Annotated in this window: 19 protein-coding genes and 1 riboswitch; of the genes, 8 read left to right on the forward strand and 11 right to left on the reverse strand. The window is 58.3% G+C overall.

Annotated features, from left to right (window positions below; all coding sequences use genetic code 11):
* Positions 1-5: 5 nt before the first annotated feature.
* The 5 genes from ACR0LL_RS13605 to ACR0LL_RS13625 form a co-directional block, all read right to left on the reverse strand.
* Positions 6-872, reverse strand: coding sequence for a polyprenyl synthetase family protein (locus ACR0LL_RS13605; RefSeq protein WP_480587583.1), 867 nt, complete (start codon positions 870-872; stop codon positions 6-8).
* On the reverse strand, positions 873-1,115 hold the full coding sequence (locus ACR0LL_RS13610; protein WP_480587586.1) for an exodeoxyribonuclease VII small subunit: 243 nt from the start codon (positions 1,113-1,115) through the stop codon (positions 873-875).
* Positions 1,112-2,038 (reverse strand): histone deacetylase family protein, encoded by a 927-nt coding sequence (locus ACR0LL_RS13615; RefSeq protein WP_480587589.1) that lies wholly within the window; start codon positions 2,036-2,038, stop codon positions 1,112-1,114. Before ACR0LL_RS13615 ends, ACR0LL_RS13610 begins: the two co-directional genes overlap by 4 nt.
* Before the next feature lie 68 nt (positions 2,039-2,106).
* Positions 2,107-2,808 (reverse strand): response regulator, encoded by a 702-nt coding sequence (locus tag ACR0LL_RS13620; protein WP_209506983.1) that lies wholly within the window; start codon positions 2,806-2,808, stop codon positions 2,107-2,109.
* Positions 2,805-3,317 carry a MarR family winged helix-turn-helix transcriptional regulator gene (locus ACR0LL_RS13625; RefSeq protein WP_209598920.1) on the reverse strand — a complete coding sequence of 171 codons (513 nt, stop codon included), beginning with the start codon at positions 3,315-3,317 and terminating at the stop codon, positions 2,805-2,807. The genes ACR0LL_RS13620 and ACR0LL_RS13625 overlap by 4 nt, the downstream gene beginning before the upstream one ends.
* Before the next feature lie 159 nt (positions 3,318-3,476).
* Between ACR0LL_RS13625 and ACR0LL_RS13630 the strand changes: the two genes are divergently transcribed.
* The 4 genes from ACR0LL_RS13630 to ACR0LL_RS13645 all read left to right on the forward strand — a co-directional run bounded on the left by ACR0LL_RS13630 (position 3,477) and on the right by ACR0LL_RS13645 (position 6,259).
* On the forward strand, positions 3,477-4,343 hold the full coding sequence (locus ACR0LL_RS13630; RefSeq protein ID WP_480506925.1) for a branched-chain amino acid aminotransferase: 867 nt from the start codon (positions 3,477-3,479) through the stop codon (positions 4,341-4,343).
* A 109-nt stretch (positions 4,344-4,452) separates the two neighbouring features.
* Complete coding sequence (locus ACR0LL_RS13635) at positions 4,453-5,403, forward strand: AraC family transcriptional regulator (protein WP_480587592.1); 951 nt, start codon at positions 4,453-4,455, stop codon at positions 5,401-5,403.
* A 111-nt stretch (positions 5,404-5,514) separates the two neighbouring features.
* Positions 5,515-5,880 carry an SPW repeat domain-containing protein gene (locus ACR0LL_RS13640; protein ID WP_050604526.1) on the forward strand — a complete coding sequence of 122 codons (366 nt, stop codon included), beginning with the start codon at positions 5,515-5,517 and terminating at the stop codon, positions 5,878-5,880.
* Between the two features lie 172 nt (positions 5,881-6,052).
* Complete coding sequence (locus ACR0LL_RS13645; RefSeq protein WP_480587595.1) at positions 6,053-6,259, forward strand: hypothetical protein; 207 nt, start codon at positions 6,053-6,055, stop codon at positions 6,257-6,259.
* A gap of 34 nt (positions 6,260-6,293) precedes the next feature.
* Here ACR0LL_RS13645 and cobO read toward each other — a convergent pair whose 3' ends face one another.
* From cobO to ACR0LL_RS13670, 5 genes are all read right to left on the reverse strand, one after another.
* The gene (gene cobO / locus ACR0LL_RS13650) at positions 6,294-6,893 is read right to left on the reverse strand and encodes a cob(I)yrinic acid a,c-diamide adenosyltransferase (RefSeq protein WP_480560138.1); all 600 of its coding nucleotides are present in this window, start codon (positions 6,891-6,893) and stop codon (positions 6,294-6,296) included.
* Between the two features lie 56 nt (positions 6,894-6,949).
* Positions 6,950-7,885 (reverse strand): DMT family transporter, encoded by a 936-nt coding sequence (locus tag ACR0LL_RS13655; protein ID WP_480560140.1) that lies wholly within the window; start codon positions 7,883-7,885, stop codon positions 6,950-6,952.
* Between the two features lie 45 nt (positions 7,886-7,930).
* Positions 7,931-8,593 (reverse strand): HD domain-containing protein, encoded by a 663-nt coding sequence (locus ACR0LL_RS13660; RefSeq protein WP_480587599.1) that lies wholly within the window; start codon positions 8,591-8,593, stop codon positions 7,931-7,933.
* Positions 8,577-9,677 carry a chorismate synthase gene (aroC, locus tag ACR0LL_RS13665; RefSeq protein WP_480482762.1) on the reverse strand — a complete coding sequence of 367 codons (1,101 nt, stop codon included), beginning with the start codon at positions 9,675-9,677 and terminating at the stop codon, positions 8,577-8,579. Before aroC ends, ACR0LL_RS13660 begins: the two co-directional genes overlap by 17 nt.
* Before the next feature lie 127 nt (positions 9,678-9,804).
* Entirely contained in the window at positions 9,805-10,245 is a 441-nt protein-coding gene (locus ACR0LL_RS13670; protein ID WP_480587601.1) for a 6,7-dimethyl-8-ribityllumazine synthase, read from the reverse strand.
* Between the two features lie 130 nt (positions 10,246-10,375).
* Positions 10,376-10,523, reverse strand: a riboswitch (FMN riboswitch).
* A gap of 54 nt (positions 10,524-10,577) precedes the next feature.
* Here ACR0LL_RS13670 and ACR0LL_RS13675 point away from each other — a divergent pair.
* Positions 10,578-11,189, forward strand: coding sequence for an FMN-binding negative transcriptional regulator (locus ACR0LL_RS13675; protein ID WP_480587603.1), 612 nt, complete (start codon positions 10,578-10,580; stop codon positions 11,187-11,189).
* 19 nt (positions 11,190-11,208) lie between these two features.
* Here ACR0LL_RS13675 and ACR0LL_RS13680 read toward each other — a convergent pair whose 3' ends face one another.
* Positions 11,209-11,655: a c-type cytochrome gene (locus ACR0LL_RS13680; RefSeq protein WP_480587606.1), complete on the reverse strand. Its 447-nt coding sequence runs from the start codon at positions 11,653-11,655 to the stop codon at positions 11,209-11,211.
* A 461-nt stretch (positions 11,656-12,116) separates the two neighbouring features.
* Here ACR0LL_RS13680 and petA point away from each other — a divergent pair, with 461 nt between their 5' ends.
* The 3 genes from petA to ACR0LL_RS13695 are packed head-to-tail and all read left to right on the forward strand — an operon-like array spanning position 12,117 to position 14,857.
* Entirely contained in the window at positions 12,117-12,701 is a 585-nt protein-coding gene (gene petA, locus ACR0LL_RS13685; protein WP_267363183.1) for a ubiquinol-cytochrome c reductase iron-sulfur subunit, read from the forward strand.
* A gap of 15 nt (positions 12,702-12,716) precedes the next feature.
* Entirely contained in the window at positions 12,717-14,048 is a 1,332-nt protein-coding gene (gene petB / locus ACR0LL_RS13690; RefSeq protein ID WP_267363184.1) for a cytochrome b, read from the forward strand.
* Between the two features lie 17 nt (positions 14,049-14,065).
* On the forward strand, positions 14,066-14,857 hold the full coding sequence (locus tag ACR0LL_RS13695; protein WP_480482771.1) for a cytochrome c1: 792 nt from the start codon (positions 14,066-14,068) through the stop codon (positions 14,855-14,857).
* Positions 14,858-14,962: the final 105 nt, after the last annotated feature.

A 14,962-nucleotide genomic window follows, 5' to 3' on the forward strand; every position in this document is an offset into this window, starting at 1 on the left:
CTGGCTTAGCTGTCCCGGGCAATAACGAAGCGAGCGGCTTCCTTCAAGGTTTCTGCCGTCGGGCCATACCCGTCCAGTGCGGCACAGGCCTGATCAACAAGTTCACTGGCGCGGGTTCTGGCAGCATCCAAACCCAGAAGCGATACGAAAGTGGCCTTTCCCGCATCCGCATCTTTCTGAAGACGTTTGCCTGCCTTTGTCGCATCACCTTCAACATCAAGGATGTCGTCTGCAATCTGAAAAGCAAGACCAAGGGCTCGGGCATATTGGCGCAAGGGCTCTGGATCCGCTTTCGCCAGACGCGCACCCGCACAGGAGGACCATTCGATCAAAGCGCCCGTTTTGCCGCCCTGAAGCTGTGTTATCGCATTCAGCGTCAGAGGCTCAGAAGCGGTTTCCGCCGCGATATCAAGCGCCTGCCCCAAAACCATACCTTGCGCACCGCTTGCCCTGGCCAGTGTCAGTGCCAGATCAACGCGAACGTCTGCATCTCCAACCTCGGGCCGGGTACACAGCTCAAAGGCCAGTGTTTGCAGCGCGTCCCCGGCAAGTACAGCCGTGCCTTCATCCCATTTCACATGCACCGTGGGGCGTCCGCGCCGCAGATCGTCGTCATCCATGCAGGGCAGATCGTCGTGAACCAGCGAATAGGCGTGTAGGGCCTCGATCGCGGTCGCGGGCCAGATCGCGCGGGACTCGTCGATTTGGTGCAGGCGCGCACTTTCCAGAACCAGAAACCCGCGCAGCCGTTTACCGCCCCGGGTGGCGTAGGCCATTGCCCGTGTCACATCCAGATCGTCCAGCGCGCCCATTATCAGGTCAAAATGATCCTGAAGGCGTGCCGCGTCCTGCGCCAGTCTTTCCTGAAACATTTACTGACCTTCGACAGGTGTGGTCCCGGTCGGTTGGCCATTCGCGTCCAGAGTGATCGCGGCCACTTTTTCCTCGGCCCGCTGCAACTCGTCCTCGCAACGCTTTTTCAAAGCGGCCCCGCGTTCATAAAGCGCAATCGACTGATCCAGCGCCACGTCGCCGCGCTCAAGCTGACCAACCACGGTCTCAAGCTCTTTCATGGCCTGCTCGAATGTCATCTGCTCAACTGGGGTATCGGTCATCGTGCTGCCTTCATCAGTTCTTCCACATGGGCGCGTGTCGCCTCGGCCAGTGCGTTCAGATCATACCCGCCCTCCAGAGTCGAGACGATACGGCCCTGACACACCTCATCGGCTATCCCGCACAGCTCTGCCGTGATCCAGGCGAAATCGCCAGTCGACCAGTTCAGATTGGCCAGAGGGTCGTCCTGATGCGCATCGAACCCGGCCGAGATGATGATCAGCTCCGGCCGGAATGCCCGCAGGCGCGGAAAGGCCTGCGTTTCATAGGCGGAACGCATCTCAGCCCCGCCGGTGCCCGGGGCCAGCGGGATATTCAGAACGTTATCGTAAGCGCCTGCCTCGTCCGGGCGGCCTGATCCGGGCCATAACGGCATTTGCTGGCTGGTGATCACAAGGGCCCGATCTTCATCCCAAAGCAGGTCCTGCGTGCCGTTGCCATGATGAACGTCGAAATCGACCACAGCGACCCGCTTCAGCCCGTGGTAATCCAGCGCGTGTTTCGCAGCCAGCGCCGCGTTGCCAAACAGGCAGAACCCCATGGCTTTCTCGGCTTCGGCATGGTGCCCAGGTGGGCGAATGGCACAAAATGCGTTCGGTGCCTCACCGCCCAAAACCAGATCAACGGCCCGCACCGCCGCACCCGCCGCGCGATAGGCCGCATCCACGGAACCCGGCGACATGAAGGTGTCCCCGTCGATCTGCGCAAACCCGTCAGTGGGGCGCGACGATCTGATGTCGCGGATATGGCTTTCGGGATGAACACGCAGCAAATCATCGTCTGCCGCCAGCGGAGCGGTCACGCGCTTCAGATCCAGCCCCTCCAGCGCGTGCAGGATATGGTCTAGCCGCGCCACCTGTTCCGGATGACCCTGGGGTGTGACATGTCCAAGGCAATCGGCATGTGTCAAAAGGGCGGTTTTCATCGGGATCCCATCTTCATCTGGCTAAAAATATCCTCGCCGAAGGCATTAATCGCCGCGCAGCGGCTCATTCAATCGGGTGCCAGCATATAGCCTGCGCCCCGGACTGTCTGCAGATACCGGGGCTGTTTCGGGTCCTGTTCGATCTTCCGGCGCAGGCGGGTGATCTGCACGTCCACGGCACGTTCTTGCGCCTGTCCTTTATCCCGGCCCAGATCTTCCACCAGTTTTGCACGGCTGATCGGCTCGCCAGGTTGGGCCGAGAAAATTTTCATCAGCTGGCTTTCGGTTGCCGTTAGGCGGACCGGCATTTCGCCCTGCCACATTTCACCACGTTCAATGTCATACCGGATGGGACCAAGATGCAGGATCTTCGCCGCTGTTTCCTCGGCCGGGGTTTCCGGCATTCGACGCAGGATCGCATTGATCCGCAGCAACAGTTCTTTCGGCTCGAAAGGTTTGGCGAGATAATCATCCGCCCCGGCTTCAAGCCCCGCAATCCGATGCTCGGTCTCGCCCTTGGCGGTCAGCAACAGGATCGGTGTCGTATGGGTGTCACGCAGTGATCTGGTCAGACTGACGCCATCTTCGCCCGGCATCATCACATCCATGACGATCATGTCGAAATCCAATCCCGACAGAACCCGCCGCGCATGGGCCGCATCCCGTGCCGCTGTCACCAGAAACCCGTTTCGCATCAGGAATTTCTTGAGCAGATCGCGAATGCGTTCGTCATCATCAACAATCAGCAGATGGGCATCCATTTCGCTCATGAACTCGTATCCCGCAATTTCGTATAGGCATGACGCATATCAGCATCCATCATTGCTTCAAGTACTTTGCGAAACCCGGCCACGGCCTCGGGACCGGCATCCTTGAAGGCTGCGCGCATTCTTGTTCGTTGCGCATCTGACAACGTGGCCTCCAACGTTTCGCCCTTTTCCGTCAGAAATAGGTGCCGTTCGCGTTTATCCACGGTTCCGACCCGGCTTTCCACCAGACCATCCTCGATCAATGTCCGAAGAACCCTGTTCAGAGACTGTTTTGTAACCCCGAGGATCGCCAGCAAATTGTTCACCGTGGTGCCCGGCGCACGGTTGATAAAATGGATCGCGCGGTGATGGGCGCGGCCATAGGCCATCTCGGACAGGATACGATCAGGATCCGCGGTAAAGCCGCGATAGGCAAAGAACATGGCCTCGATCCCCTGCCGTAACTGTTCATCCGTCAAAAACAACAGGCTCTCGCCCCCATATCGCGGGGCTGGGCGGATTTCGGACATATCATGCCTCATTCGTTACTCGGGTTTGACTTTATGTCAGCGTTATTGACATTCCAAGGGCGGAGCGGTATCGAATCGCAGTTTTTGCGCAACATTGTGTCCGCATCGGACCTAAGTGGCGCAACAATCGGAAATTTAACCCGGTTCAGGAGGTTTCGCATGGCGGGGTATGATGATCGTGACGGTGTCATCTGGATGGATGGTAAGCTGGTGCCCTGGCGCGATGCCAATGTGCATATTCTGACCCACGCGATGCACTATGCCTCATCCGTGTTCGAGGGCGAACGGGCTTATAACGGCAAGATTTTCAAAAGCCGCGAACATTCCGAACGTCTTATCGCCAGCGCCGAGGCGCTGGACATGCCGATGCCTTACACCGTCGATCAGATTGAAGCGGCCAAGGAAGAGACCCTGAAAGCCAGTGGCCTTCAGGATGCCTATGTCCGCGCATTGGTCTGGCGCGGGTCTGGCGAAGACATGGGCGTGGCGTCGGCCCGCAACCCGGTACGGATGGCCATCGCGGTCTGGCCCTGGGGCGCCTATTACGGCGACGCCAAGATGCAGGGCGCAAAACTGGACATCGCCGAATGGAAACGCCCCAGCCCGGAAACCATCCCGGTTCACGCCAAGGCGGCGGGCCTCTACATGATCTGCACCATTTCCAAGCACAAGGCCGAAGCCAAGGGATGCTCGGACGCGCTGTTCATGGACTGGCGTGGTTACGTGGCCGAAGCAACAGGTGCCAACGTGTTCTTCGTCAAGGATGGAGAGGTTCACACCCCGCTGGCGGATTGCTTCCTGAACGGCATCACCCGTCAGACCGTCATTCAGATGCTGAAGGATAAAGGCATCACTGTGCATGAGCGGCGCATCAAGCCCGAAGAAATGGCTGATTTCGAACAGTGCTGGCTGACCGGAACCGCGGCCGAGGTCACTCCGGTCGGGCAAATCGGCGATTACACTTTCGAAGTCGGCGACCTGACCCGCGAAATCGCAGAAGATTACGAAAAGCTGGTCCGCTCGTAATAACTTGCAAAACCCCGCTTCGGCGGGGTTTTTGTTGCAGATCGTGCAAATTGTCGTGCAAAGCGTTCCGTGATCTGGACGATCGGATCAGTTCCCGTATCTTCACCGCATGTTGGACCTTCTCAGCGATATTCTCACCCGTCTGTCCCTGCGTGGCACGTTCTACTTCCGCTCCTCGTTCACACCACCATTTGGTATTCAGGTGCCGGAATTCGAAAACGTCGCGCGGTTCCATTTTGTTCAACGGGGTGAGCTCAAGGTCCATGTCTCATCCACCGGGGAAACGTTGCGGTTGCGGCAGGGGGATCTGATCCTGATCCCTCATGGGGCGCCACATGCGTTGTTGTGTGCCGAGGTCAGGCCACCGGATGCGCTTCCTCTGGAGCAGGTTCTTGAGATTGCCGGCTACAAGGGCGATGGCGTCCTTGTCTATGGCGGTGCAGACGAGGACCGGGACACGCAACTGATCTGCGGCCATTTTTCTTTCACCGGCCCAGCAGGGCGAAAAGGCACCGGGCATATGCTGATCGACCGCCTGCCACCCTACATCCTGATCGAGAATTATGGTGAAGAGGCCGGATCGTGGATGGAATCGACCCTGCGTATGATCGGTTCCGAAGTGTCCGGGGCCCGTATTGGCGGCGATCTGATTGCGCTGAAGCTGTCCGAAGTTCTGTTTGCGCAGGCGATCCGAACCTATCTGGAACGGCAAAGCCCGCAGGACACCGCCCTTGCGGGCTTTGCGGATACGCGCATCTCACGCGCTTTGACGGCGTTCCACCAAGCGCCAGCGCAAGACTGGAGCGTTGCGGCACTGGCACGCGAATCCGGCATGTCGCGCACAGCCTTTTCTCAGTTGTTTGCCCAGAAGATGGGCACGACGCCGATGCAATACCTCACCGACTGGCGCATGCAGATTGCGTGCCATGGCCTTACAGAGGCACGATGGAACGTCGCAGATGCAGCAGCCGAAGTTGGATATGCCTCTGAGGCCGCGTTTTCCCGTGTTTTCAAGAAGCAGGTCGGCCTGTCACCAGCCGCATACAGGTCCATGCACTAATACGCCAAGAATTTTGTACGATCTGCAAGATTTTTGAAACGATCGAGAATTCATCGTTCGGGTCAGGCTTTCTATCTTTCTTTCATCACTGATTGAAAAGAGGAAAATCCTATGTCCCTGCGTTTCGTTACCCGCTCTGTCCACGCGTATCTGGACTACCCGGTTGCCATTGCCCTGATGACACTGCCATTCCTGCTGGGATTGGGTCAGTCCAACCCGCTGGCGCTGTGGCTTTCGGTTGTCACCGGCGTCGCCGCCTTTGTCCTGACGGTTCTGACCGACCATCATTTGGGAATTTGGCGCGTTCTACCCTATAAATTTCACCTGGCCGTGGACCTGATTGTCGGCATCACCTTTCTGTTTGCACCCAGTGTACTGGGGTTTTCAGGATTGGATGCGGCGTTCTACTGGCTGAACGGTGCGGCTGTGGTTCTCGTCATCTCGCTCAGCGCGCCCGAGCAGGAAGTCGCTGCCTGAGCGCTGTTTCTCAGCACTGGCAACTTTGTCCAAATACTACCGAAATAGCTGAGCCGCCCGTTTTGCAAATCGGCGGCTCAGAGCGGAGAAGCGTGTTGACCGGTCGGGCGAATTTACTTGAAAAAGCCGACTGAATTCATCAGATTTATCCCTGCGCGGGGTGAGGTCACAGATGACAGACACGCTTGACGAAATCATGGCCCGGCATGATGCGCTGGTTGCGTGCGGGTGCAATTGTTGCGAAGGCGACTATTGCGCCTATGCCGACCGTCAGAGCCGGGACACAGCAACCACCGAAGAAGCCCGCACACAAGGCACCGCCCATCAACGCAAGTCGTTGCGATACATCTTTGAAACTGCGCTAAGCGACAGAGGATAACAGCGCAGCAGTTTAGGCTGCGCTGTTGCAAGGTTCAGAAATCCACCCCGCGCTGGGCTTTGATTCCCGCCTGGAACGGGTGCTTTTCTTCGGTCATCTCGGTGACCAGATCTGCATAATCACGCAGCGCCTGCGGTGCGTCACGGCCTGTCAGGAACACACTCGTCTTGTCCGAACGCGCGTTCAGCCCTTCTATCACCTGCTCGACCGAGAGATATTCATAGCGAAGCGCGATGTTGATCTCGTCCAAAACCACCAGATCGTATTCGCCACTTGCCATAAGGGCGCAAGCCTTGTCGAAGGCGGCATTGGCGGCCGCAATGTCGCGTTCGCGGTCTTGTGTATCCCAGGTAAACCCCTCACCCATCGTGTGCCAGGTGACCAGATCACGTTCTTCGAAGAAACGACGCTCGCCGGTTTTCCACTTGCCCTTGATGAACTGCACCACGGCGACCTTCTGACCCCAACCAAGCGCGCGGATGACCACGCCAAAGGCCGCTGATGACTTGCCTTTGCCCTTGCCGGTATTGATCAGAACAAGGCCGCGTTCGGGGTCGACGGCCTCGGACACTTTCTTGCGGTGCTGGGCCTGCACCTTTTGCATCTTTTCCTTGTGGTCGTGCGCGTCGCTCATTGGGGAACCTCTTTGATTGTCCGGCCCAACCTAGGGAAAGAATGCAAAAGGTAAAGTCACGCTTTGGGGTCCGTGACAGACCGCGCCTTGCCACGCTCCAGCCCCAGCTGGTGTTCGCGCCAGATCACAACAACATTGCCTGCGATCACCAATGCGGCCCCGATCAGGATCGCAACGGTGGGCAATTCATCAAACGCGAAATAACCGATCACAATCGCAAAAAGCATTGTTGCATAGTCGTAAGGTGCCAGCATCGATGCCTGTCCAAACCGATACGAGGACGTGACCAAAATCTGTGCAACTCCGCCAACTAGCCCCATGGTGATCAGTATTAGAGCCTGATTCAGCGTAGGCATTGTCCATCCCCAGATCGCCGTCAGCGCCGAAAGCAGCGTCGCTGTCAGCGAGAAATAGAACACGATTGCAGCAGGGTGATCGACCTTGACCAGTTGGCGGATGTGGATCTGCACAAAGGCCCGGGCAAAGGTCGCGCCCAGTACGCATAGCGCTCCGATGGTTGCAGCCGTTTCCATCTGAGTGCTGCCAAGCCGGGGCCAGATCATGATCATCACGCCAAGCAACCCAAGTGCCACGGCACCGATGCGAATCATGCGGATGCGCTCGCCCAGCATCACGGCGGCCAAAATCAGGGTGAAGATCGGCGTGGCGTAACCGATTGCGGTGACTTCGGGCAGCGGCAACAGGCTAAGGCCGGTGAATGTCAGCCCCATGGCGCTGGTCCCCAGAACACCGCGCCAGAAATGCCCCATGGGTTTCTTGACGACAAAGCCTTGCGCCAGCTCTCGGCGCGCGGTCAGCCACAGAATGATGACCGGAATAGCAAACAGGGACCGGAAGAACACCAATTGGCCCGGCGGGAATTCGTCAGATAAGGCTTTGACCAGGGCCGACATCGACGTGAAAAGGAACAGCGCGCCAAGTTTCAGCGCCACAGCCAGCAAAGGTCGATGCGATGTTAAGGGTTTTGTCATCGGCGCGACCCTGCGCCTTTGCAGAAAAAAGATCAACGGGGTGGATCAGGTGATGGTCCACGAGTTCGGTATCGATGCGCCGATTTCCGCTGCAAAATCCTCAAGGAACTGAAACATTCGGCCCGCCCTTACCTGCGCAATCTGCTTGCCTGCATCCGTCAGCATGTCGTCCGGAAGGGTCAGCAGCTTAACCTTCCAGTGATCAATCGAATACCGCAGATCGTCCAGCGGGCGCGCTTCTGCGAATGGATCGGCCGGATCATAGAGAACACGCCCCAAAGCACCTGATACAGAAAATGTGCGCGCAATCCCGATGGCCCCCAAGGCGTCAAGGCGATCCGCATCCCTCAGAATCCGCGCCTCGAGCGTTTCGGGTGGGATGTTGGCCGAGAAGCTATGGGCCGCTATCGCATGTTGCGCGGCCTGAACCTGATCGTCGGAAAAGCCCAGTTTTGCCAGAATAGGCCCTGATTCAGCAGCTGACCGGCGTGAGGCAAACAGTCGGTTCGGGTCATTCTTGGGTAGGTTGACCAGATCATGAAGATAACAGGCTGCCAACAGGACGGGGATGTCCACCTGAGCGTCTGCAATGGCCTGAGCATTGGTCCAAACACGATCCAGATGGGCCAGGTCATGGGCCGGATCAGTTTCCATGCGTTGCGCGACAATGGCACGCAAACGCGCGCGCAGATCAGCCGATCCGTCCACGGTTTTCTCCGATCTGACCACGGTGCAGCAGTAGGTGGTCCAGGATGACACAAGCCATCATCGCCTCACCGACAGGGACAGCGCGGATGCCAACACAGGGGTCATGACGGCCCTTGGTGATGATCTCGGTCTCTTCACCGGATTTTGTAATGGTTTTGCGGGTGGTCAGGATCGAAGAGGTCGGTTTGACCGCAAAGCGCACGACAATGTCCTGCCCGGTCGAGATGCCGCCCAGAATCCCACCTGCGTGGTTTGAGCTGTATTGCGGACCATTCTGACCCATGAAGATTTCGTCGGCGTTGGCTTCGCCAGTCAGTTCGGCGGCAGCCATGCCTTCGCCGATCTCGACACCTTTGACAGCGTTGATCGACATCATCGCGGCCGCAAGATCAGTGTCTAACTTGGCGTAGATCGGCGCCCCAAGCCCTGCGGGGACACCGCGTGCCACAACCTCGACCACGGCCCCGACCGAGTTGCCGGATTTGCGCAGGTCATCCAGATAGGTCGCCCAATCCCCGGCCGCCTGTTCATCAGGCGCCCAGAACGGGTTCTGTTCAATCTGCGCCCAGTCGAATTTGGCGCGGTCGATCTTGTGCGGACCGATCTGGGTCATGTAGCCGGTGATCTGCACATTCGGCGCGATCTGCCGGATGGCCTCGCGCGCCAGTCCACCCGCGGCCACGCGCGACGCGGTTTCCCGGGCTGAACTGCGCCCACCCCCGCGATAATCGCGGATGCCGTATTTCTGCCAGTAGGTGATATCGGCATGGCCCGGACGGAACTTGTCCATGATATCGCCGTAGTCTTTCGAGCGCTGATCGGTGTTTTCGATCATCAGTTGCACGGGCGTGCCTGTAGTTTGGCCTTCGAACACGCCAGAAAGGATCTTGACCTGATCCGGTTCGCGCCGCTGCGTTGTGAACTTGTTTTGCCCCGGTTTGCGCTTGTCCAGCCAGTGCTGGATCATCGCCTCGTCAATCGCAACGCCCGGCGGGCAACCGTCGACAGTGGCGCCCAAGGCAGGCCCATGGCTTTCACCCCAGGTGGTGACGCGGAAAAGATGGCCAAAGCTGTTCATCGACATGGGGCGTGCTCCTTTGCGGATCGTGATTAGCGGGCAAGGCCCCCGGCCTCAAGCGGATTTGGCCGTTGACGGTTTGAACGCCGCCCGTCGGGCGGCGCATTTTTGAGTATTTTCGAAAAGATGAAGATCAGGCGGCCTGCGCGACTTTCGCACGGGTTTCCGAGATCATCAGCGCGGCCCGAGCCGCTTCGCGCCCTTTTTGTACGAAATGGTCGCGGTAGATCGCATTGTGATGATCAGTTTCCTGATATTGGTGCGGGGTCAGCGAGACCGAAAGGACAGGAACCCCTGTATCAAGCCCGGCGTGCATCAGGCCATCGACCACGGCCTGCGCAACGAAATCGTGCCTGTAGATGCCGCCATCAACGACAAAGGCTGCGCAGGCGACGGCGGCATAGCGCCCGGTCCGGGCCAGATCACGGGCCAGCAGGGGCATCTCGAACGCGCCGGGAACGTCGTAGACATCGACTTGTTCCGAGGGGACGAGTTCGAGGAAGCCGTCGAGCGCGCGGTCAACAATATCGGAATGCCAGTTGGCTTTGACAAAAGCATAGCGGGTGTGTGTCATCATGATCTCCTTTCAGTTTGGTGGCCTGCTGGCAGTCGCGAGAACCGGTTCCCACTTTTCGCTGCCAGCCCGGCATGACACGTCACCCAAGGCGATCACGAGCAGGCGCGCCGTATTACCGGCGCGGCTTGCACGTTCTCTTTCATCCGGACTGTAACCGTCGGCTCTGGTATCTCACCAGATCTGCTGACACCCCGAAAGCCGGGGCCGCTCGCGGGCTTACGGGCCGTGGCCCGCATACCGCCGGTGGGGAATTCCACCCCGCCCTGAGAACGAGGCGGACCTTGCCAAGAACTGTCCGACGCTGCAAGAGATTTGACAGGAGGACACTCATGCACCCTAACCCCGTTTTTCGCGCCGAGGATCGTGCGCGTCATGTTGAACTCGCCCGCGAGCGGGCGTTTGGCGCTCTGGCACTCTCTGCGGAAGAGGGCCCGTTATTAAGTCATGTCCCGTTTTTGTTGTCCGAAGACGGATCAATGGCTGACCTGCATCTTGTGCGCTCGAACCCTATCGTGCGTGCGCTGCACGAACCGCAGCGCGCAAAGATCGCGGTGCAGGGGCCGGATGCATATATTTCGCCCGATTGGTACGGTGTCGAAGATCAGGTTCCGACATGGAATTATGTCGCCGTACACCTGATCGGAAAGCTTGAGCTACGCCCGCAGGACGAGTTGCGTGACGTACTTGACCGCCAATCTGCATTCTACGAAAAGCGGCTGCTGCCCAAGGTCCCATGGGTCACGGGAAAAATGTCCTCGGACGCGCTGAACAAGATGATGCGCATGATCGTTCCGTGCCGCATGCGCGTTGAAGATATTCAGGGCACCTGGAAGCTTGGTCAGAACAAACCTGAAGGTGCGCGAAATGCCGCCGCTGATCAGGTGTCCTCTGGCTTTGGCAGCGAAATCGCCCGACTGGCCGCCTTGATGCACAAGGCTTAACCAGCATCAGGCGCCGGGTTTACTGGGGGCTGAAGGTCGCCAGATAAGCGGCAATATCGTCTGCACCCGTCTTGAGTTTGACGCTCATGTTCGGACGGGCAGTTTCGTCATCCAGAAATTCCCTGATGAAGTCGATCGGATCCTGCGCATAAGCAACGATGTTTTCCTCGGTCCAGACCAGACCCGCTTCGCCGGCACGGATCATGTCATCCGTGAACATGCCGATCGGCAGGCGCTCGCTGCCATAGCGATAATCGTTTTCGGACCCGGCCACGCGACCGACGACGCCATACAGATTCGGGCCGGTGATTCCACCTTTGACCAGAACTTCACCATCCTTGATGATCGCATGACACGAAGAACAACGGTTATATATCGCCTCACCTTTCGCGGGGTCGCCCGCGGCAAGGGTCTGAGAGGGCAGGGCCATTGTGCACAAGGCAGCGGCCAGAATGATCTTTGACATTGGGGTCTCCTTGCAGGAGTTCGCACGCCTTTTGCGCTGTCCTTTATTCGCGCGGAAAGTGCAACAGGTGAGGCGCGTGCAATTTGTAATTTAAATCATCTATTTAGCGAGTATGTTTTTGCTGAAAACAATCCCCGTTTGGAAGTCTTGATTATGTACCTTTTGGGCGCAAATCAGCGGCACCCAGGACAGGCTTCAAATACCCAACCCGGGTGGCGGAAGGCGGGGTGCGAAAGCGAATCAATGACGCATGAATCGAAGTTGCCGACAAAGTCGCACGCGAGATTCACCAAAAAACACTCTCCGCAGCTGCTGGAAACGACACATGCGGCGTATTGCGCGTTTATGAACGCTGGACGAACACTATTCTCCCCGATAGTAAGCGCGGTTAAGACACCGCATTCGTGCGGTGCGCGAGCTATTTGCCCGTCCGCGGGCGCCAGACAATCGGAGATAACCTCGTGTCCCACGCAGAAGACCACGAAGGCACCCGCAGAGATTTCCTGTACTACGTCGCTGGCGGCGCAGGTGTCGTTGCAACGGGTGCAGCCGTATGGCCCCTGATCAACCAAATGAACCCATCGGCAGACGTTCAGGCGCTGTCCTCGATCCGTGTGGATGTGAGCGGTGTTGAGCCGGGTACGCAGCTGACCGTCAAATGGTTGGGAAAACCCGTCTTTGTCCGTCACCGCACCGGTGCCGAGATTCAGGAAGCTCAGAAACAGGACGCCGAAGGTGTTGATGCGCTGCCCGATCCGCTGGCCCGCAACTTTAACCTGAGCGCCGATGCCCCTGCGACCGACGCAAACCGTGTGATGCCGTCGCCGGAAGGCGAAGCGCCGGGTGCATGGGTCGTTCAGATGGGTGTTTGCACCCACCTCGGCTGTGTGCCTTTGGGTGATGCAGGCGACTTCGGTGGCTGGTTCTGCCCTTGCCACGGTTCACACTACGACCTTGCCGGTCGTATCCGCAAAGGCCCCGCGCCTGAGAACCTGCCCATTCCGCCCGCAGAGTGGGTGGACAACGGCACAATCAAACTCGGCTAAGGGAGACCCAAACTTATGTCCGGAATTCCCCACGATCATTACGAGCCGAAGACAAACGGCGAGAAATGGCTGAACAGCCGCCTGCCGATTGTTGGCCTGCTGTATGACACCCTCATGATCCCGACCCCCAAGAACCTGAACTGGTGGTGGATCTGGGGCATCGTTCTGGCGTTCTGCCTGGCGCTGCAAATTGTCACCGGTATCATTCTGGTGATGCACTATACGCCGCATGTCGACATGGCATTTGCCAGCATCGAACACATCATGCGCAACGTAAATGGCGGTTACTTCATCCGATACCTGCACATGAACGGCGCATCGCTGTTCTTTGTTGCAGTCTACATCCACATCTTCCGCGGCTTGTTCTACGGCTCATACAAAGCCCCGCGCGAGATCACGTGGATCGTCGGCATGCTGATCTACCTGATGATGATGGGCACCGCCTTCATGGGCTATGTTCTTCCATGGGGTCAGATGTCCTTCTGGGGTGCGACTGTGATCACCGGTCTGTTTGGTGCCATTCCGTTTGTGGGTGACGCGATCCAGACCTGGCTGCTGGGCGGACCCGCGGTGGACAACGCCACGCTGAACCGCTTCTTCTCGCTGCATTACCTGCTGCCGTTCATCATCGCGGCTTTGGTCGTGGTACACATCTGGGCCTTCCACACCACGGGCAACAACAACCCCACAGGTGTTGAAGTGCGTCGCGGCTCGAAGGACGAGGCGAAGAAAGACACGCTGCCGTTCTGGCCGTATTTCGTGATCAAGGACCTGTTCGCGCTGGCCGTGATCCTGGTCGTGTTCTGGGCCGTTGTCGGTTTCATGCCGAACTATCTGGGCCACCCGGACAACTACATCGAAGCCAACCCGTTGGCGACACCCGCACATATCGTGCCTGAATGGTACTTCCTGCCGTTCTACGCGATCCTGCGTGCCTTTACCGGTGAAGTCTGGGTTGTTCAGTTTGCCAGCTTCATCACCGGTGGTATCGTTGACGCCAAGTTCTTTGGTGTTCTGGCGATGTTTGGTGCGATCCTGGCCATGGCGCTGGCGCCTTGGCTGGACACGTCGAGCGTGCGTTCGGGCAAGTACCGTCCGATGTTGAAATGGTGGTTCTACCTGCTGATCATCGACTTCTTCGCCCTGATGTGGCTGGGCGCGATGCCTGCGGAAGAACCCTATGCGACCTTCTCGCTGATCGCATCGGCCTACTGGTTCGCCTATTTCTTCGTGATCCTGCCGATCCTTGGTGTGATCGAGAAACCTCTGGCCCAGCCCGAGACTATCGAAGAAGACTTCAACGCGCATTATGGCAAGGCTGACGCCGACGCCACGCCGGCCGAGTAAGAAGAGGGACCGGAAACATGTTCAAGAAACTTGCAATCGGCGCCGCGTTTGCTCTGGCCCTGACCCCTGCTGCTTCCATTGCAGCAGGTGGTGGTGAGCAGCATATCGAAGATTTCGCCTTCTCGTTCGAAGGCCCGTTCGGCACCTGGGATCAGCATCAGCTGCAACGCGGCCTGCAGATCTATACCGAGGTCTGCGCGGCTTGCCACGGTCTGCAATACGTGCCGCTGCGCGATCTGGAAGCGCTGGGTTACTCGGAAGAAGAAGTCATCGCATACGCTGCTGGCAACTTCGAAGTCTTCGACCCCGAGCTGGACGATTTCCGCCCGGCGATTCCCACCGATCACTTCCCGGCCAATACCGGCGTCGGCGCTCCGGACCTGAGCTTGATGGCAAAGGCGCGGGCTGGCTTCCACGGGCCTTACGGCCTGGGCATAAACCAGCTGGTCAAAGGCATGGGTGGCCCGGAATACATCGCCTCGCTGCTACACGGCTACACTGGCCACGAAAAAGAAGAAGCGGGTGCAGTGCTCTACGAAAACACCGCCTTCCCCGGCGGCTGGATTTCGATGGCGCCTCCGCTGGCTGACGAGCAGGTCGAGTTCGCGGACGGGCACTCGAACACGGTTGAGCATATGGCCGAGGACGTTGCTGCATTCCTGATGTGGGCGGCCGAGCCAAAGCTGACAGACCGCAAGAACGCAGGCTTTGTCGGTGTCATCTTCCTGACCGTTCTGTCGGTGCTGCTGTACCTGGTCAACAAGCGCCTCTGGGCACCGCACAAGGGCAAACTCCGCAAGGAAGATTGATCCGATCCGTCCTACCGGATTTTACTAAATCAGCCCCCGCGCCGTCAGGTTGCGGGGGTTTTCTTTTTCCAAGCCTCCATCAGCGCGCGCTTATTTGACCGAAAT

This window comes from Ruegeria sp. AI2, assembly GCF_056541275.1.